The 19487-nt window shown below is 35.7% G+C and carries 19 protein-coding genes; 6 read left to right on the top strand and 13 right to left on the bottom strand.

Annotated features, from left to right (window positions below; translation table 11 throughout):
- Nucleotides 1–2: 2 nt before the first annotated feature.
- The 7 genes from IPJ53_04270 to IPJ53_04240 all read right to left on the bottom strand — a co-directional run bounded on the left by IPJ53_04270 (nucleotide 3) and on the right by IPJ53_04240 (nucleotide 5251).
- Complete coding sequence (locus IPJ53_04270) at nucleotides 3–344, bottom strand: hypothetical protein (GenBank protein MBK7798306.1); 342 nt, start codon at nucleotides 342–344, stop codon at nucleotides 3–5.
- A gap of 106 nt (nucleotides 345–450) precedes the next feature.
- Nucleotides 451–936, bottom strand: a complete 486-nt coding sequence (locus IPJ53_04265) for a hypothetical protein (protein ID MBK7798305.1) — start codon at nucleotides 934–936, stop codon at nucleotides 451–453.
- Nucleotides 937–944: 8 nt separating this feature from the next.
- Complete coding sequence (locus tag IPJ53_04260; GenBank protein ID MBK7798304.1) at nucleotides 945–1295, bottom strand: hypothetical protein; 351 nt, start codon at nucleotides 1293–1295, stop codon at nucleotides 945–947.
- Between the two features lie 111 nt (nucleotides 1296–1406).
- Nucleotides 1407–1907: a hypothetical protein gene (locus IPJ53_04255; GenBank protein ID MBK7798303.1), complete on the bottom strand. Its 501-nt coding sequence runs from the start codon at nucleotides 1905–1907 to the stop codon at nucleotides 1407–1409.
- A gap of 413 nt (nucleotides 1908–2320) precedes the next feature.
- The gene (locus IPJ53_04250; protein ID MBK7798302.1) at nucleotides 2321–2896 is read right to left on the bottom strand and encodes a hypothetical protein; all 576 of its coding nucleotides are present in this window, start codon (nucleotides 2894–2896) and stop codon (nucleotides 2321–2323) included.
- Between the two features lie 4 nt (nucleotides 2897–2900).
- Nucleotides 2901–4646: a hypothetical protein gene (locus IPJ53_04245; protein ID MBK7798301.1), complete on the bottom strand. Its 1746-nt coding sequence runs from the start codon at nucleotides 4644–4646 to the stop codon at nucleotides 2901–2903.
- Nucleotides 4647–4924: 278 nt separating this feature from the next.
- The gene (locus IPJ53_04240) at nucleotides 4925–5251 is read right to left on the bottom strand and encodes a hypothetical protein (protein ID MBK7798300.1); all 327 of its coding nucleotides are present in this window, start codon (nucleotides 5249–5251) and stop codon (nucleotides 4925–4927) included.
- A 181-nt stretch (nucleotides 5252–5432) separates the two neighbouring features.
- On the opposite strand from IPJ53_04240, the gene IPJ53_04235 reads away from it, so the two are divergent.
- From IPJ53_04235 to IPJ53_04225, 3 genes are all read left to right on the top strand, one after another.
- Nucleotides 5433–6365: a hypothetical protein gene (locus IPJ53_04235; protein MBK7798299.1), complete on the top strand. Its 933-nt coding sequence runs from the start codon at nucleotides 5433–5435 to the stop codon at nucleotides 6363–6365.
- Nucleotides 6366–6594: 229 nt separating this feature from the next.
- Complete coding sequence (locus IPJ53_04230) at nucleotides 6595–6861, top strand: zinc ribbon domain-containing protein (GenBank protein ID MBK7798298.1); 267 nt, start codon at nucleotides 6595–6597, stop codon at nucleotides 6859–6861.
- An 8-nt stretch (nucleotides 6862–6869) separates the two neighbouring features.
- Nucleotides 6870–7388, top strand: a complete 519-nt coding sequence (locus IPJ53_04225; protein ID MBK7798297.1) for a HEAT repeat domain-containing protein — start codon at nucleotides 6870–6872, stop codon at nucleotides 7386–7388.
- A 150-nt stretch (nucleotides 7389–7538) separates the two neighbouring features.
- Here IPJ53_04225 and IPJ53_04220 read toward each other — a convergent pair whose 3' ends face one another.
- The 5 genes from IPJ53_04220 to katG all read right to left on the bottom strand — a co-directional run bounded on the left by IPJ53_04220 (nucleotide 7539) and on the right by katG (nucleotide 11831).
- A complete protein-coding gene (locus IPJ53_04220; protein MBK7798296.1) occupies nucleotides 7539–7754 on the bottom strand; it encodes a hypothetical protein in 216 nt (71 codons plus the stop codon).
- Nucleotides 7755–7756: 2 nt separating this feature from the next.
- Entirely contained in the window at nucleotides 7757–8020 is a 264-nt protein-coding gene (locus tag IPJ53_04215) for an IS110 family transposase (protein MBK7798295.1), read from the bottom strand.
- Between the two features lie 17 nt (nucleotides 8021–8037).
- Nucleotides 8038–8664 (bottom strand): transposase, encoded by a 627-nt coding sequence (locus IPJ53_04210; GenBank protein MBK7798294.1) that lies wholly within the window; start codon nucleotides 8662–8664, stop codon nucleotides 8038–8040.
- Nucleotides 8603–8860 carry a hypothetical protein gene (locus tag IPJ53_04205; GenBank protein ID MBK7798293.1) on the bottom strand — a complete coding sequence of 86 codons (258 nt, stop codon included), beginning with the start codon at nucleotides 8858–8860 and terminating at the stop codon, nucleotides 8603–8605. The genes IPJ53_04210 and IPJ53_04205 overlap by 62 nt, the downstream gene beginning before the upstream one ends.
- A 736-nt stretch (nucleotides 8861–9596) precedes the next feature.
- On the bottom strand, nucleotides 9597–11831 hold the full coding sequence (gene katG, locus IPJ53_04200; protein MBK7798292.1) for a catalase/peroxidase HPI: 2235 nt from the start codon (nucleotides 11829–11831) through the stop codon (nucleotides 9597–9599).
- Between the two features lie 1100 nt (nucleotides 11832–12931).
- Between katG and IPJ53_04195 the strand changes: the two genes are divergently transcribed.
- The gene (locus IPJ53_04195) at nucleotides 12932–13888 is read left to right on the top strand and encodes a hypothetical protein (protein ID MBK7798291.1); all 957 of its coding nucleotides are present in this window, start codon (nucleotides 12932–12934) and stop codon (nucleotides 13886–13888) included.
- A 330-nt stretch (nucleotides 13889–14218) separates the two neighbouring features.
- Here IPJ53_04195 and IPJ53_04190 read toward each other — a convergent pair whose 3' ends face one another.
- Nucleotides 14219–16411 (bottom strand): T9SS type A sorting domain-containing protein, encoded by a 2193-nt coding sequence (locus IPJ53_04190; protein ID MBK7798290.1) that lies wholly within the window; start codon nucleotides 16409–16411, stop codon nucleotides 14219–14221.
- A 147-nt stretch (nucleotides 16412–16558) separates the two neighbouring features.
- Here IPJ53_04190 and IPJ53_04185 point away from each other — a divergent pair, with 147 nt between their 5' ends.
- Together IPJ53_04185 and IPJ53_04180 are read left to right on the top strand one after the other, a co-directional pair.
- Complete coding sequence (locus IPJ53_04185; protein ID MBK7798289.1) at nucleotides 16559–17986, top strand: hypothetical protein; 1428 nt, start codon at nucleotides 16559–16561, stop codon at nucleotides 17984–17986.
- Between the two features lie 518 nt (nucleotides 17987–18504).
- A complete protein-coding gene (locus tag IPJ53_04180; GenBank protein ID MBK7798288.1) occupies nucleotides 18505–19419 on the top strand; it encodes a hypothetical protein in 915 nt (304 codons plus the stop codon).
- Nucleotides 19420–19487 lie beyond the last annotated feature (68 nt).

The following is a 19487-nucleotide window of genomic DNA, read 5'->3' as shown; positions in this document are numbered from 1 at the left end:
TCTTAGTGCAATCGAATTTTAAAAAATAACCCACCAACATTAATATGAATGGATGGACCACCATAAGTTTTGTCTATATAAAGTCTCAAAATTATACCTGACACTTCTAGCTGTCGAGGAATCCCAGAGGCTGGAATCCAACTTGCATTCAATTTAGTTGAGAGAAATTTTACAAATTCATCTACTGATTTACCTCCTAACATTAATTTGAATTGGCCTTCTAGTGCCCCAACTGTTTTACTCCAGTCCAATGCATCTATCAAATTAAGATCATCAATAGTTTCAAAAATAGTACTAAATATGGTATTATGTAATACTCCCCATTGGCTGTACAAAAAGTTCATAAAGTTAATAATCCCTCTTGAATTAAGTCATAAGGAGTGTTAGCGATTTTTATGACTTGATAGTACAGAATTAAAATAATTCAAGAATTTGGACAAGTTTCCTAAATTAATAAGAATCACACTCTACTTCGCCCTCACAGAGCACTTTATATGATTCAATTATGTTTTCCTTAAAATAGATTAACAATATATCCGGATCTATATGGAATCCTGGTCTATTTCCTAAAATATAAGTCCAAATATCCTTACTTGCTCTGGTATCAGGTTCTCCCAAAATTTTCAATGTTTCCTCTTTGCTCAATCGATTTAATTTCTTTGTATATATTAGTGAATGAGTTTGTTTAAATCTATTATATGGTTCTGTTCTCCATCTTGTCATATCAAAACCTTTGTTTGGATACCAACTTATAATCAGAATCCATATGAAAAGTGAAATTCTCTTAAGAAATTGTAACATCATGATAGATACAAAAAAGGCTATAAAATGAGCATTTATCTTTGTTCTGAATGCTTTCCATATTTTAAAGATAATAAAATAAGAATTTAATGTAAGCACAATTAGGCTGAATGTAAATATTGGTTCTGAATACATAATTTATGCTATTTACAAATACATCCTGTACTAAATATTAAATGCTCTGATGGTAAATGAGGGTCCGCCATAATTTTAAAATCTCCTGAGTTTATGTAATTGCATAGCAAATTTGCTAATTCCGCTTCACTTAAACCTGGATTGTTTTCTGCAATTGAAATACCTAAATCGTTATTGAATAAATCCATAATTTTATCATTGGCACCAGCTGGCAAATCACATTCATGTGCAACCCCAAATGCTCTTGCCACCGTTCCACCACAAACTGTGCCCCTAGATATTAATGCCATCCAATAGGCATGCCTAAATGCATCACTGCAATCTTTAACAGAACTTTGGCCCCATTTATAAATTGTCATAATTGTAGCTTTCTCTATAGCTTTGTAAACCTCAATTGCACATTCCGGAAAATTGATTAATAAATCTAGCTCACAAATTATAGGATAAAATTGAATAATTGAACTCAACAATCAATTATGAAAACTTGCTGTTTTGATTAATTTATCCTTTTTCTCCTCTGCAAGTTGTGAATTTTGTTGAACAAAATATAGCTTGATTGAACCATTCATAGAAATGGTACATTCCAATATAATTTGTTTTCCATTATCACATTTAAAAATAATTAATTCATCGATTGTGGAGCTATCTACCATTGATGAGTAGATATCAATTTCAATAATTCTCTGATTAATAAAGTAATGATAAAAACATTCGGAGCTATATTTTACTTGATTAATTACAAATTTAGGATATACAGCCTCACCGTCTAAATGTATGTTTTCTGCCATAAACGTCAAACAAATATAACTCTTATCATTTAGCAAATATGTTATAACCAATTCACCTGGATTGCAATATTCAAAGGAACAAAAATTGATATCATAGCTAAACATTGCACGATTATTGTCATCCCTTATTTCCGGTAATAGCTGATTAAAACCTATGATTTGAGAATCAACAAGATTTTCCATAATTGAAAATTTATATTCATTCATATTTTTATTTTTCTTAGTGCAATCTAATTTTAAAAATTGGCCTCCAATATTAATATGGAGACATGGAGCATTAAAAGAACGATCAAAATTGAACGTTATTTTATTTCCAGAAGTTGAAAGGAATCTGCGATGAATCATATCATTATTCATAAATAGATCATCTATTTTTTATCTGTGGCACAAGTCGGAGACTTGCGCCAGCAAATGGGTTTTTATAATGATCAGGGCACAAGTCGATGACTTGCGCCAACTAGTGCATATTCCTAGGCTCTTAATAACATTAAGGAAAATCAAACCATTTCAGCGGTGAAAATTTATTAACCGAAAAAATCAAATTATTCACTTAATTAAGAGAATCTTAGATTTTGGATAAAATAAAATCCAATTATTTATTTCTGGCAGGTGTAAAATAATTTATTTTTCATTTTAAAATTATTAATTTCCAATATGTCTGAACTTATTACTATTGAATAATCATTGACCATGATCAAAAGAGAATCGCAGCAATTTTCAGAAATAATAATACCTGCAATATTGTTTATATTAAACCCATTTGTAATGTTTGAGCTAAACTCAGAAGTTAAAAATAAATTTAAAAAGTCATTTTGCAAAGAAATAAACTTATCTTCACCGTGGTAGATTTCAATTAAATCTACAGTTATATTTAGCTCTAATAATTCTGAATTTTCATTACTGATAACAGCATGATTAGGGACTAAGTTGTATATTGAGAAATCCTCAAATTTAATTGATTCTTTGACACATATGGATACAGAATTTAATTTACTATCTATTTGTACACAATTTAGAATAATTAAAGAGGGATAGTTAATACATATTGTTGATTTTTCAATTAAAAGATAACTTTTCTTAGGATTATGGATTGAATAAAGCCTTGATCCTATTAATGAATTAAGAATACTTAATTCATTAGTCGATAAAATATGTGAAAGATTAATATTCATAATTTTATTCTAATCTAATTTTATATTTGACATCATTAATAATTATCTCAATAGATGTATAATCTCCACTTGTTGCTATAGGAATGTAATTTAGTCTTATACCTCCAACTAAATCCATAGATTTTCCCCACGACTCTGTTACCCAAGATTTATTAAGTTTTTGTGATAAAGTATATAAAAAGTCATCAACTGATTTGTTTCCCAAAATTATTTTAAATTGATCAGCAGATTTTTTTGTCCACTTTTTAAGTATTTCAACAGCATCTATCAAATTAAGCTCATCAATAGTTTCAAAAATAGCTCTAAATAGAGTACTATTTGTACCAAGAAATGTTTTTAATTCACTTAACGACTTATAGGTCATAAAGAGTGTATTCCCAATTGAAGCGGCATCGACTAATAAATCGGTGAGCATTGCGCAAGGAATTATCTCTGTCAGAATAGAACCAATGGATAATCCCATGGCAAGATAATTACCTGCGACATAAGCTAATTTTAGTTCTGCCAAATCAAGCCCAATTCCAACTAATGGTATTAATTTACCTGTCTTTTTTAGAATTACTTTGGACAAAATAGTTTTAAACAAATCTGCATCAAATGGAACACCCGGAAAATCAATGGCCATTTGTCTAAGCTCATCTTCAATTGCTTTAGAAACATCAGTTCTAAACTTATTAACTTCGGATATATTTTCAATACTTCTTTTGCAAGATTTATCTGCTTTATAATCCTCCCATTCCTCCTCCGTTAATCGATACATTTTTCTAATTGCATCTTCAAAGCAATTGTTAAAATCCTTAATTCCCGTATCAAAATAATCTTCACACACCTGTCTTAAACACCCCTCATCCACATACCAGGACACATGATTGTTTGGGATCTGAAGATCAGGGTAGTTTGTATTAAAATAACTGACAAAGGCTTCTTCAATTTCTTCACGTTTAAATATGCACTTGGTGTCAGCGCTTCCATTTGTATTTCCTCCTCCATAGGAAGGATTGTTGGGAGGGGGACCTCCTTTTCCTCCCCAATTAAATGTACCTCGATCACTCCAAATAGTTATTACAATCGTACCACTGCTCGATCCTCCACCGCCGGTACCGCCACCTCCGGAATTCCCGTCGTCATCTCTTTTCGCACAATTGATGCGGGGATGCCGACATGGGGTACAATTATTAGGACAAGGTTCTTCTCTACATATTGGGGTAGTGAGCGGAACAATCTTAATACATCCCGAGGATTCAAAATTACTTGAAGAGCCTCCGCCACTTCCATCAAAATCATCATCCTCTTCTGTTTCTATGCTCAGCACTTCAGGAAAATCCTGGTTCTCATCAATTTCATCTGCAATGTTTGACTCCGTGCCAATTAGAAAATACCCAAACTCATCTCCGTACCTGATTGCCTGAAAATAGTGTAATACCTGACCATCATTCCTGGCTATCGGAATTTTTATACAGATAACATGGTCGTTTTCATTTTTTAAAACACTTATGTAATGGATTAGAGGAAATCCATATTGATTGTAAAAATAGTTTAAGTCGCCTTGTTGATTTTGACTGTTTACCTTTCTTATGTGATATAAACAAGTTTGAACAAATTCACTTATCTCAGTTTGACCAGTTGATGCTAATCCCTCTAACATCTGATTAGCATGATCAATTGTTTGTTCCTTTTGACAACTATAGAAAGAAACGTTTAAAAAGAAAAATAATAATAATACCCTGAATAGAGTGTCTGATTTTTTCATAATGTTAGGTGTTTACAATTAACTAAAAAAAACAGATTGCACAGTTGTGTTCCTTCACGTGCAACCTGATTACAAAAATACCTATCCTCTTTGTTTATACAATACCATAAAATTGGTATTTTACCTATTACAAAAATATACATACTTTATTTTGTAGAAATAAATCAAGACATGTCTTGAAATACAAATAATGATAGGGTAAATTTTTCAGACTTCTTAGAAGATTGAACCTTGAAATAATAGTCCCAGAATTATAGGACTTAAAGGAATTAGCCAAGTTATTTACAGAAATACTTAAAACATAAATTATATCTCAACACTCCCATAAATCCCAGAAATCCCAGTTCAGACGAGATCAATCCTGGCACAAGGTGGAGATTTGCGCCAACAGGGCTATTCTCCTGATACTTCATCCAGACTGATCCGCCAATAATGCCTACCAGAATAAATATCCTTTTAAAATTCATCCAGTTGTAATACCCTCTGTCGGACCAATTGTCTATCTGATAAAAATATAAAAAAACATATACCAGCAGAACAAAGCTAAAAATACCAATGAATGGCCAGTAAAGCTTTGACATCAGGTAAGATAAACCTGAAGACATTTTATGATTTTTTATTCAATGGACAAATGGTTATTTCGGCTCTTAAAATTAAGAATCGATTAATAAAATTTAGGATTTAATTACTTTTGGAGATTTGTTTTTTTTAAACCTTGTTTGCAAATATAAATTAATTTTACTACTTGAATCTAAGTTACGAATGCATACTTATTAAGTTTTTGTAATGACCAAAGAACAAATAATCCACTGGCTGCTTGAAGGCGATGTATCGATCCAATATCAGACCTACAGAGATCTTTTAGATCAGGACAAACCAAGGCTAAGAAATAAAATCAATTCTGAAGGATGGGGATTGAAATTTCTTTCCAAACGGCACAAAAATGCATACTGGGGACAAAGTTTCTATCAACCCAAATGGATAAGCACACATTACACCTTATTGGATTTAAAAAATCTAAATATCTCCTCAACCAACAAGTTGATAAAAGAATCTGTTCAAAAAATATTTAATACAGAAAAAGGACCTGATGGAGGAATACGCCCTATCGGACAAAATCAAAAGTGCGATGTTTGCATCAATGGCATGGTATTGAATTATTCCACCTATTTTGGAATTAAAGAAGAACTTCTTTGTTCGGTGATAGATTTTCTATTAAATGAAAAAATGAAGGATGGTGGATTCAACTGTCGTTCCAATTCCACCGGTGCAATCCACAGCTCGTTGCATACCACGCTGTCCGTTCTGGAAGGCATTTTTGAATACCACAAGAATGGTTATACCTATAGACTTAATGAACTTTTAGAAGTGCAGCAGGAAGCGCACGAATTCATACTGATGCATAAATTGTTTCGTTCAGACAAAACCGGAGAAATAATCAACCCCAACTTCCTGAAATTATATTACCCTAGTCGTTGGTATTATGACGTATTAAAGGCTTTGGATTACTTTCAGTATGCAAAGATTAAATACGACCACCGTATGGACGATGCCATTGAGTTTTTACAAAGCAAAAAAACCAAAGAAGGTGTATGGAAACTTCCTTCAAAGCATCCGGGTCAGACTCATTTTGAAATGGAACAGGCCGGTAAGCCAAGCCGATGGAATACTTTAAGGGCATTGAGGGTATTGAAACATTTCAACATCCCAGATGTCTAAAATTTAATCTACACGCCATGCACAAATTCGGAATTCCGTTGGTAACACAATTTTGAATTTTAATTGAACCCTTACCAAAATTCTTCACAGATATTATTTCATTTCTGGTGGTATTTTCTGCAGTCGCTGCAACTTAAAACACTTCATTTTGTCGATCAAAATTAGGAAGCCTGAATTTTCGGGTAAAACTTAACTTTGAAAAATATTTTCTCACGAACTTTCTCTTGACATGGAACAGAATGTGTATAAAAATTGCCAAAGTTGTGGCATGCCGCTTAAAAAATCACCTAATGGAGGTGGGACCAATTCAGATGGTTCCATCAGCCAAATGTATTGTGCCTATTGCTATGAAAGCGGCCAGTTTAAACAACCGGACTGGACTGCAGCACAAATGCAGGAATTTTCCAAAGGTAAGTTAAAAGAAATGGGCTTTCCGGGATTCCTTGCCGGATTCTTCACCATGGGAATTCCGAAGTTGGCTCGATGGAAAAAATAATGACCTGAATGACCCTAGTTGATTTATTTCGGGACAAAGACAGGAAGACTAAAGAGAAGACGGAGACCATCAGCAAATGGTTATTGGACGGATCTTTAGCGACAGATGAGCTTTGCGTCTTTGCAGAAAATTCGAAGGATTCAGTAAAGGCTACTTGCATTGAAGCATTAGAATACGCCACTAAAATCAATCCCAATATCGCAGACGAAAATGTATTTTCTTTTGTTTCCAAAACCCTGACAGACACGGCACCCAGAGTGAAATGGGAAAGTGCGAGGGTCATTGGAAATACGGCACACTTATTTCCCGAAATATTGGCTACTGCCATTAAAAATCTTTTGATCAACTCCAGATACGATGGCACTGTAGTACGATGGAGCGCGGCATATGCCCTTGGTGAAATATTAAAACTAAAAACAAAACATCATTCGATGCTTCTTAAGGAAGTTGAAAAAATGGTCCATGAGGAGGAAAAGAACAGCATCCGTAAAATATATGTGGAGGCTATGAAGAATATATACAAGTAGAAAATCCAGGAATATGATTTTTGTTGCATTGGAATTCCAATGGGCCAAGTCAAATATTTGAGGAGATAGCAGTTTTTAGGAACTCGTTATTCACTAAAGTTGTCCTAAATTCCATCCTATAATCATTGTTCTTTTTTGTCTCTTAAGTAACTACATTTCAACTATCTGTAAACCAAGGTTTTTAGCTTGTCGTTTTAACTTCTTAATTTGATTTTCTTTAAACCCATCCATATATTTTTCGATTGGTATTGGGTTAAATTTAACCCTTTCTTTTATCATTTTATAAAAAATAGCCGCAATTTTTCTTGCAGTCGCAACAATTGCTTTTGGCGCCCCATTTTTTGCTTTTATACGATTATAAAACATCGCTAACCAATTTTTGCTACGCTGTATGGCAAACGCCGCCATTCTAAATATTTGACCTGCGTGGTTTTTCTTTTTGGAATCCGACTACTTAATACTTTCCCTCCTGATATTTTATTATTCGGGGCTAAGTTTAACCATGATGTAAAGTGTTTTACCGTTGGCCATTTACTCATATCTAATCCGACTTCGCTTATAATTTCTATAGCATTTGTTTCCGTAATCCCAAAAATTTCTGCTAAATCCGTCCCCGTTAGTTCGTACAACATTTCCTTTCCGTTAAAATTCAAATTATTTTTATTACTCTTTTCTTTTTTTGGGGCTCCACAAATGTATCTACTCCGGATTTTTCACGAAGATGCTCTTCTATTTTAGCATCGCATTCCTTTAGCTTAAGATGATAGAATTGATATATTGAATAACTTTGCTCTAGTTCAAAAACGTGTTCTTCTTTCCAAACCCCCGTTAAGGATTTTATAATACCCTCTTTTTTATGAGCTCTAATTCTACTATCGCAACAAGATGCTAATATCTCTGCGTTTCGTTCACCAGCTATGATGGATTTTATGATCTCTTGTCCAGATTTACCTGTAATATCCGCAATAACATGTTGTATTTTAATATTCATTTGTTCTAAAGCTTTATGCATCATGCGAATATGTGTAGCTGACATTTCAATTAAATTTTTTCGATGACGCATATATGCTCTTAATTTACGAGTAAACTTATCGGGTTGAAAACTTGCAGATAATAATCCGCAACTGTGTAATTGACGAATCCAATCAGCATCGCTAACATCTGTTTTCTTTCCTCTTACATTTTTTACATGTTTAGCTGTAACTAATACAACATCAAAACCCGCATCTTCTAATACTAAAAATAAACTTACCCAGTAAATACCGGTAGCCTCCATAGCAACTGTATCTACTTTGCATTCTTTTAAAAAACACAACTAGGGCGTGTAAGTCTTCAGTAAAGGCGCCAAAGGCTCTTATTGGTTTTTCAGTGGATTCAGGATTAACTGCTACATAATGTTCTTTGCTTGATATATCTATACCTGCCGCGTTAGGATAAATAATCGGAAATGCTTTTGTTTTTTTTTCTTTCATTTTCTTAAAATTTTAAAGTGAATAAAACGAAAGCAGTGTTAAGGTTCTGAGTAATTATCGTATAAGCTCTTAAACGGGGTTTCGCCAAAGGCGAACCACCAAAATGGATTGTCATTCAAAGAACACTACCAAACTTGATAAGGGGCTGCGAGCACCATAACAAAAAACGGTTTTTGTAAACACTGCTTTACATCTCGCAAGTTACTTTAAAGGATTGAGAGCGGAGCCGCTGTTATAAACTTGATACAAAAAAGAACCAAAAAAAATCAAGGCTGTTTTCATTTCTTAACGCTAAAACTAACTTAAAAAGCTAAACAAAATAAACTCGCCTTAATCAGCAGCAATAGCTCTAGGCCTTGCTGTCACATATTTGTTAGCAAATCTGCAGGCGAGCTCAAACAGTATTTTGTTCTTAACGCTTTTTAAATCATTTTTAGCTAAAATGAAAAAGGCCGATCTGAATTTATCATTCCAGGACAAAACACTTTCAAATAAAAGTACTTCCTCACTCCGCTTTCACAGTTTCTACATTTGAAGCACTGTATTGCTTCATTCCGTATCGCGGAAATCAGTCAGTCATCCAGATAATATTGTTGGGTAACTTCTACTTAATCCCAATAAAATTTACCTAACTCATTCAAAAGAAAGGAATGAGTTTAACCCATCGCAAAAAAAAAGGTGGTCCTAAAAAGAACCACCTTTGTAATTTATAAAATCTTCTAAGGATCGTAAGAAATTATACAAGATCAAAGCGATCAAGATTCATCACCTTATTCCATGCCGCTACGAAGTCTTGTACAAATTTTCCTTTTCCATCTGCACATCCATAGACTTCAGCAATGGCACGAAGTTCGGAATTAGAACCAAAGATGAGGTCAACACGGGTTCCCGTCCACTTTACTTCCCCATTCATGCGATCACGGCCTTCAAAAACCTCCTGAGTGCCTGCAGCGGCCTTCCAGGTTGTATTCAAATCAAGGAGATTTACGAAGAAATCATTGGTAAGGGATTCCGGATTTTTTGTAAACACTCCGTGTTTGGAATGATCGAAGTTGGCGTTCAGAACGCGCATTCCGCCTACCAGGACAGTCATTTCAGGTGCATTCAGGGTAAGAAGCTGGGCTTTATCAACCAACATCTCTTCTGCCGATACTGTATAGCGGGTTTTCATATAATTTCGGAAACCGTCTGCTGCCGGTTCGAGTATGGCAAATGACTCTACATCGGTCTGTTCCTGCGAGGCGTCTGTTCTGCCGGGGCTAAATGGAACCTCTATTTCATGCCCTGCACTTTTTGCTGCCTTTTCAATTCCTGCACATCCGGCTAATACAATCAAATCCGCCATTGAAACCATCTTACCGGATTGAGCTCCGTTAAATTCTTTCCGGATACCTTCCAGGGTTTCTAAAACTTTGGCAAGTTGTGCGGGATTGTTGACGGCCCAATTTTTCTGTGGAGCCAATCTGATCCGCGCACCATTGGCACCACCTCTTTTATCAGAACCTCTGAAGGTAGATGCAGATGCCCAGGCTGTGGATACCATTTGTGAAACTGTCAGGCCTGAAGAAAGAATTTTACTTTTCAGGCTTGCAACGTCGTTTCTGTCTACTAATGGATGATTCACCGCTGGCACAGGATCTTGCCAAATCAATTCTTCTTTGGGAACTTCCGGCCCAAGGTAACGGGCTATCGGACCCATATCGCGGTGGGTTAATTTAAACCAGGCACGTGCAAATGCATCAGCAAATTCATCCGGGTTTTCATGAAACCGCCTGGAAATTTTTTCATAGACTGGATCAAATCTTAATGCCAGATCTGTGGTCAACATTACCGGTGCATGGCGTTTGTTGGGATCATGAGCATCCGGAACAGAATTAGCCCCCATTCCATGTTTAGGAATCCATTGCTGCGCACCAGCAGGGCTTTTAGTCAATTCCCATTCATAACCAAAAAGATTCCAGAAAAAGTTGTTGCTCCATTTGGTCGGTGTGGTGGTCCAGGCGCCTTCAAGACCACTGGTGATGGTGTTGACGCCATTCCCACTTCCAAAACTGTTTTTCCACCCTAGACTTTGCTCTTCGATACCTGCTGCTGCGGGTTCAGGACCTACGTATTTTGATGGGTCTGCGGCTCCGTGGGTTTTGCCAAAAGTATGACCCCCGGCAATCAATGCAACTGTTTCCTCATCATTCATGGCCATGCGACCAAATGTTTCACGAATGTCTCTTGCGGCGGCGATTGGATCTGGATTGCCGTTGGGGCCCTCCGGATTTACATAAATCAACCCCATCTGTACAGCAGCAAGAGGATTTTCAAGCTCCCGGTCACCGGTATATCGTTTGTCTTCCAACCATTTACCCTCAGAACCCCAATAAATATCTTCTTCAGGTTCCCACACATCCTCCCGTCCACCTGCAAAACCGAATGTCTTAAAATTCATGGATTCAAGGGCGCAGTTGCCAGCCAGGATCATGAGATCTGCCCAGGATATTTTCTTGCCATATTTCTGTTTAATCGGCCACAATAAAAGACGAGCTTTATCCAGGTTAGCGTTGTCGGGCCAGGAGTTCAGGGGTGCAAAACGCTGAGTACCGGAACCGGCTCCACCGCGCCCATCTGAAATACGGTAAGTACCGGCACTGTGCCAGGCCATCCGAATAAAAAACGGACCATAATGGCCATAATCCGCCGGCCACCAGTCCTGTGACCTGGTCATCAGGTCAAAGAGGTCTTGCTTCACTGCTGCCAGATCCAGGGATTTAAACTCTTCTGCATAGTTGAACTTCTCGCCCATGGGATTAGACAGGGGGGAATGCTGACGAAGGATGTTCAACTTCAACAGATTGGGCCACCAGTCACGATTTCTCGTGCCACCGCCTGCGCTTTGATTCAGAGCCCCTCCGGAAAACGGGCATTTGCTTTCACCGTTTACACTGTAAGATGGTGTGCCTGAAGGTGTTTGATTTTCCATTTTTTATCAATTATTTTATGTTTTGTATGAATAAATATTTAAAGATTTTTTGACTTCTTGCCTCCCTCCAATCACCTGACAATATTTCATTAATTTAACCCACATTTTGCCAATTTCACAAATATGTACTTATCAGAAAAAGGAAATAAGCTGCTTTTAAAACACTTGAATTAAAATAGAGTTTAATCAAACAGTCTCTCTTTTTAACGGATATCGGAATGACCTCTAAATAGTGGCTTAATTTGGCCATTCTACTTTGCAAAGTATCCATCCATCAACTGACCATTTACCATTGGTTAAGAAGGATTAAGCCATGTGCAAAAAAGTATGACAAAGGCAGGTTTTGAGAAATTGCAACAAGACTATGAGATTGGCAATTTGGATTTAAAAAATATCAAACAACCAAGAAAATGAATATACCATATTCTGTGAAAGTTGCCTTACAATATTCAAAGGGAGAAAGCATTCACTTTGGATCATTTTGAAATAGCTATGTTCTATTAGGTTAGTTCAATCCAGTAATGCTTCCATTTACAAATGGAAACCAATATTTTAATTACACTGGATGCAAGCATATGCATAAATGTACAAAGGCATAAAAGAAAATGTGAAAACTGTCACAATTTAAATCCGAAGCATAATTTTGTTTAACAAAACCTCCTTGAAAAAAATTACGTCTATTTGGAATTATGGAATGATTGTCTCATAATTATATGATTGTGGAGAGACGGGTAGATTATGGTGTATCTGTAAATGAAACAAAAATCAAATCCCACACATCCTACCAATCCCATAAATCCCAGTTCAGACAACAGCTTGCCTACTAGGGCACAAGTCGAAGACTTGCGCCAACAGAAGATTTTGATAATTCATGCGATTCAATTATTGTTATTCTAAGGTTCAGTTTAACTACCAGGGCACAAGTCGCAGACTTGCGCCAACAGAAGATTTTGGAAATGCTTGGGATTCAATTATTGTCATATACTTAGCTTCAGTATAATATCCAGGACACAAGTCGATGACTTGCGCCAACAGAAGACACAATAAACTTTTAATAGAAAATATTTAACTTTGTAACTCGATACCGAAAAAAATCAAACATGAGAAAATTAATGCTACTCTTTACTTCTGGTTTTATCGTATTCTTTTCTTCTTGTACCAAAGAAAATACCGGCAATCCTCAATCTCCTAAATATACGATTGGGAAAAATCGGTTTACCGTAAATGTTAATGGTGACGATAGAGAATATTTTGTACATGTTCCTGCGGGATACAATAGTTCGTCTCGAACTCCCGTGGTTTTTATGCTGCATGGAACAAATGGCAACGGAGAAGATTTTTATACCGATTCTGGCTGGAAAGAGGTAGGTGAAGTAGAAAATATAATAACAGTATTCCCATCCTCCTGGAAATACTGTATTGTGGAGGACGGTCAACAAAAACCAAATACGGAGAAGTGGAATGCACAACCCGCAGGTTGGACACCTTGTGCTGGAGAAATACTAAGAGATGATATAAAATTTTTTAAATCTATTATCACGGAACTGGATTCAAAATTTAAGATTGACCATAAAAGAATTTATTTAGTAGGTTTTTCTAACGGAGGTGCAATGGCAAGTAAATGCACTTATGAAATGAGTGATATTTTTGCGGCTATAGTAGAAAGTGCTGCTTCATTATTTGGACAGCAGCCTACTCCGCTGCGAAAGCTGCCTGTTTTTTTTCAAAGAGGGAATGAAGATTATGGTCCTGGAGGTACGGGTCCAACAGCACCAATGTCATCACTTTCTTTTATGCTAACAGATTCCAACACGACACTTTTACTAGGACATTTATATAAATTTTCCCAGACTAATATTTACTATTTTGGACTGAACCCAAAATTCACTATAGCGGGAGATGAAAATTCAATTGTAACCGCTACTTATACTTCCAATAATCCAAATGAACCACTAAATGTTTATACCGTTGCTTTGATAAAAGGATTGAGACATTCTTATCCCGATGGTGCAGCAGTTAAGAATTGGGCATGGTTAAAACAATACAGTTTACCGTAAATTACCAATGAACCATGTGGGTGATTTTTAAAAAGAGAAACTCCGAGCCGCCAGCTTAGAATTGTTTCTAATGGTTCAATTAAATTCATTGAAATGATTAAACCCAATTTATGAATTAGAATTCCCATTCAAACAGACCGTACAGCTTCATTGATTTTTGCCTATCCTCACTCAATCCTAATAGATTTATTGGGTTGATGCATTTTCGATTAACACCTCAGGATGCAAGTAAACTGCATCCCGAGGTGTAAAACAACTATTTTTAAGAGAGGCAAATCATTCGTTTGCTGGTAAGCAAATATCTTCTAAAGCATAATATTTCTATTGAGCTTACCTTTTTATGATCAATTTGTGAATGCTGACATCCCCTTTTTTATTCCGTAAATTTATTAGATATAATCCATCTTTAAGTTGGAGCTGTTCAAGGTCTAGACTTATGTGAGCATGTTGTATAAGTTGTTGATGTCTTACAGTTCCATCTATAGTAATGAGATCCAACTTTATAGGAAGATCGACATCTCGTAAATCAATTTTTAATTCATTTTGTGCCGGATTAGGATACATCTTGGCAAAACTATAATCCGTTGAAGAATAAACTTGCGTCAACAAAGCCCAGAAGAGGGTATGATGTGTTTCGTTGGTTATGATAGGTTGATTTTTATCAAAATAAATTTCTGCATGATTCTTTACCACAGCACCTACATTTAAATCAGATTTTAAATTAATTCTAAAACTTACATATCCATTGGATCCTATTTCATTTATTCCGGCATAGGGTAAATTAATATTGTCAAAAACAAATTCTATAACCCCATCCCGGATAGAATAATTCATGGGATGAGAGTTTCCAATTAGTTCAAATGAATTGACATCCAATCCCTGGTCAAGTCTGTCAACCACCCTAACCCGTTCCGCATAATCATTACCTGTGTTCTGAAACCTAATGGTATATTCAATGGGTTGATTGTTGATAAAATGTTGAGCTCCAAAACCCTTTGGCTCTGAAAGTTTATCATTCGGATCAAAAGATCCTCTTAATACTTTACAATCCACTGATTTAAATTTATCGTCTTCATCATTGGCAAAAGAAGTTGCGAATCCTTTACTGGTCTCACCGTTTGGATTAACGCCACATCCTTCCACAAATATGGTAGGTCGGGAATTGCCTGGATGATTCAATGGTTGCTGAAGTAACATTCTGTAGGTTCTGCCATTAGCCGGATAATCAAAAACTTTTTCCTCATTCATTTTCAACTTAACAGAACCTCTTAGCAAAGGCATGATTTCATCTTCAATGATGGCAAATTCGGAAGCCAACGCCATGTCCCCTTGACCCACATTGGTAACTGTAAATTTTACAAGATCGTTAGTTTTATCGCATACACCTTTGAGGCTGAGACTACCTCTATCCCAAGTCCCAGCTTTAGGACACGGATTGTCAGGGTATATATGTGACTCCACACAATAGGTGTTTCCAAGATATTGCGGTTCACATGGAGTCTTCAATAAAATTTTAAAACTTCCTTTAGTCAACCCTTTCAAATTTCCTAAATCAAATCGAATAAGCGGTAAATTAATATTGCTTGGGGTCAGGGTGGAAGTTACAAAAGTAAAAACTTCCGGAATCGTAACTTCTATATAGGCATTGTCAATATTTTCTGCACTGATATTTGAATAATGAACTGTGTATTCGACATTGTTGCAAAATCTTAATCTGTCCGTTATTACTTCTGTTTGAAGTTGTTCGCAATTTCCTTCTTTCTTAATTCCAATATTAAGATCCGGAATGGCCTGCTTAAAGTCAACATTAACTACATATTCTGGGTCACAACTGGCAACAGCAGATGAGATTTCCTTTATATAGAATTTATGGGTTCCTGAATCTCTTTCATAAAGAGGAATTTTACCAATATTAGATGGATAAAAATACTTCTTTCCTTTAAACTCATGTACAATGGTCAGAACATCCACTTTCGATTCTGTATTTTGAAAAATACAATCAGCATTGGCATCAATAAATACTGTTGCATTTAAATAATCTTTGGGCTGATCCGTTTTTATAATAAAATCACATACGTCACCTGAGCAACCATCGACAAATAAGTAATATAATTTAAATGGCTCAAGTACTGCACTAAAAGATTTCTTTCCGGGTCCACTACAAATTGGATCACAAACTACATTATCGGAAAAACTACAATCTGTATAAATTCCAAATTGTACACCGGTACCGTTCACCGTACAATTGTCAAACTCGATTTCAAAATGATGCAAGCCACCGGGTGTATAAAAACTCCACCAACCAAGATTATGCGCCGCACCTCCTGATGGGCATAAGGGAGAAGGTCCGTCGTTTGCATTCGAAAAGTTCGGATTTCTTCCTCTCCATCCATTGATTTCACCAATTGAAAAAACCGGGGCATTGTCGCATCTCAATCCAAATGTATCTATCTGGGCTATGGATTCTGAAGCATTGAAGAGTATTTGCAGGAAAATTATACAAAAAATAATAACTCTGTTCATAGGAATAAATTTTAGCACTTGTTTTAAGAACGAAACAAAGGTAGAAGTATAGTCAAGTAAATATAGGTCTAAATTTCCTATTTTGTAGCGCAATTTTTAATTAAATAAAGTTTATTTATCTGTTTATCAATGTTTTAAAACTAATAAATGTATCACGACAAGCTTAAAAACATTCAAATTTTAGAACTTTTACAGCAACTGTCTGAAAAAGAAATTTCCAATTTTCTTAAATTCCTTCGGTCCGGGGGGGGTAATCATACCCTTTTAGCCTGTCTATCGCATCTAACAAAGCCAAAAGTAAAGGACCCTGAAGAACTAAAAATGAAGATCCATCAAGATCTTTATCCCGACCAAGCCTACAAAGATGTCAGGGTAAGGCTACTTTTCTCTGATCTCCTAAAAGAATTAAAACAGTTTATTCATCATAAAATAATTTTTTCAGACTGGGATGCTGAACTGGACTTATTACAATTTTACCGAAAAAGAAGAGTGGAGCGTTTATTTGAAAATCAAGTTGAACAGTTGAAAGAAAAATTATTATCACACGCCAACTGGAATGAAAATAAATATTATTACAATTATAGACTAGAACTTGAAAAGCTGAGGTATGAATCCACGAAAAGCAGATATAATCCTTCTAACTTTTCTGATGTTCTATTAAACTTTGAGATACACGTATTCATACAAAGACTAAGATTGTATCTGGTACACTTATCCTTTAGACAATTTGGTTCTGAGCTGAATACTTTTCCTGAATTAGAGTTAAGTATTCAAGACACTATGAAATCCGACTGGTCTTCCATTCCTGAAGTTAATCTATATCTTGTTGCCGTCAAACTTTTTACGGATCCTGAAAATACAGCCCACTACGAAAATTTTATTTCACAACTCAAGCCACTTTCCATTTATCTGGATCTGGAAACTAAAAAAGAACTATATTCTCATGCTTTAAATTATTGTATAAGAAAAATTAATAAGGATGATAAAATATTCCTTACAAAAATATTGGATTTATATGACGATGGAGTAAAAGACAATTGGTTACTGGATAATGGGGTGATGAATCAAGTAACCTATAAAAATATTATTACGCTGTGTATCCGGCTTGGTAACTTCGAACAAGCAGAAGAAAAACTTCTTCAGTACAAGGAATTTGTTAACAAAAATGACAGAGAAAGTATCTTCCAATTCAATCACGCCAGAATACTCAAAGAAAGAGGTCTGACAAGAGATGCACTTATATTGTTGTACTCTAATCGATATAAAGACTCATTAATCGAGATTCATGCACGTATAGAAATGATAAAAATTTACCACGAACTAAAAGAAGACGCTCTGCTCATAAATCAAATACAATCCACGGAAAAATTCATTAATAAATTAGATAAACTGGGCTACCATAAAAAATACTATAACAATTTCTGCAAATATGCCACTCAACTCAACAAACTGGGTCACACTTCAAAAAAATCTCTTACCGGCAAAGAGTTGCTTAAAAAACTCAAAAATGAAACCGAAGTGATAGAAAGAAGTTGGTTACTGAAAGAAGTAAATAAAGAACTTTCCAAGCCTTAACTTTTCCTGCTTTAAATGCAGTCCATCTATCTGTTCAGTATGGATAATTCGTATCCTTGTAACACAACTCCAGATACGGTACGTATAGAGTTTCTGTCCAACTAACTACCAATCAACAAGGGCACAAGTCGTAGACTTGTGCCAACAAAAGATTTTGGTAATGAATAGCATTCTAATATAGTTGTAAACTTAGGTCCATTATAACTACCAGCGCACAAGTCGCAGACTTGCGCCAACATAAGGAAATTTTCAAGGGAGATTTAATATAAATTCATTTACTTTGAATCCAGTAAAGCACTTTATACTTAAAATTGTGAGTCAATGAAATTCCAAAATAATTCCAATTTATAAAACCAGGATGCCTGATGCCCAATGACACAAAAATAAATCCTAAAGCAAGAGATAAAAATTGAACTGCAATATTTGTCAAATTATAGTAACTTTTCATTTTTATCTCAAAAAGAAAAATAGAAGATTCACTTTTGAAGTAATTAAGTCTAACGAATAAAACAACAATCATGCTTAATAAAAACATTCTATTCTGCATCGCAATATTACCTTGTTTGATGAATGCCCAGCAGGTTGCGGACTTGAATTTCAATCCGGTGATTCGTCATCCTGAATATGAACCTTCGAAGGGCTCTATCATCTATATTGATGAAGGACACCACAACTTTCATACAAAAGAAGGACGTTTTAAACCATTCGCCAATTTGGTGGAAAGGGATGGGTATAGGGTAATACCCTACAAAGGAAATTTTTTGAAAACGGAATTAGACAAAGGGAAAATTCTGGTAATCTCGAATGCATTGCACGAAAGCAATGTAAATCGTTGGGTGGTTCCCAACCCTTCTGCATTTACCGAGTCTGAAATAAAGGAAACTGAGCAATGGGTAAAAGAGGGCGGCAGCCTGTTTTTAATAGCTGACCACATGCCGCTGGCGGGTGCATCAAAGGATCTTGCTGCTGCTTTCAGATTTGAATTTACCAACGGATTTGCACTGGACACCAACTCAAACGGTAGCTCTCTTTTCAGTTTTAATCATCATACTCTGCATAAAAATACGATTACCCTTGGAAGAGACTCTTCTGAAACGGTTACACAAATTGCCACCTTTACCGGCCAGGCTTTTAAAATACCTCCAGACGCAACTCCAATATTAACTTTTGACAAGCAGTATGTCAATAAGCTTCCTGATACCGCCTGGGTATTTAACAGCAATACCACTCAATACCCGATAGAAGGATGGTCTCAGGGTGCCTGTAAAAAATATGGTAAAGGAAAAATTGTTGTATTTGGTGAAGCAGCTATGTTTACCGCCCAACTTGCAGGACCAAATAAACGACCAATTGGTATGAACAGTCCGGATGCTCAGGAAAATCATCAGTTACTCCTGAACATCATCCATTGGCTTGATGGAAGAATGGATTAAATTTTACTGAACAAATTATTGTGATACCTCTGCTCTTCAAGAGATTTCCTGCTTCCAACATTAAGGCA

It is taken from the genome of Candidatus Vicinibacter affinis (assembly GCA_016714365.1).
In the GTDB taxonomy this organism is placed as follows: domain Bacteria; phylum Bacteroidota; class Bacteroidia; order Chitinophagales; family Saprospiraceae; genus Vicinibacter; species Vicinibacter affinis.
The sequence above is the reverse complement of the archived record's forward strand: the minus strand, read 5'-3'. Positions and strand labels throughout refer to the sequence as shown.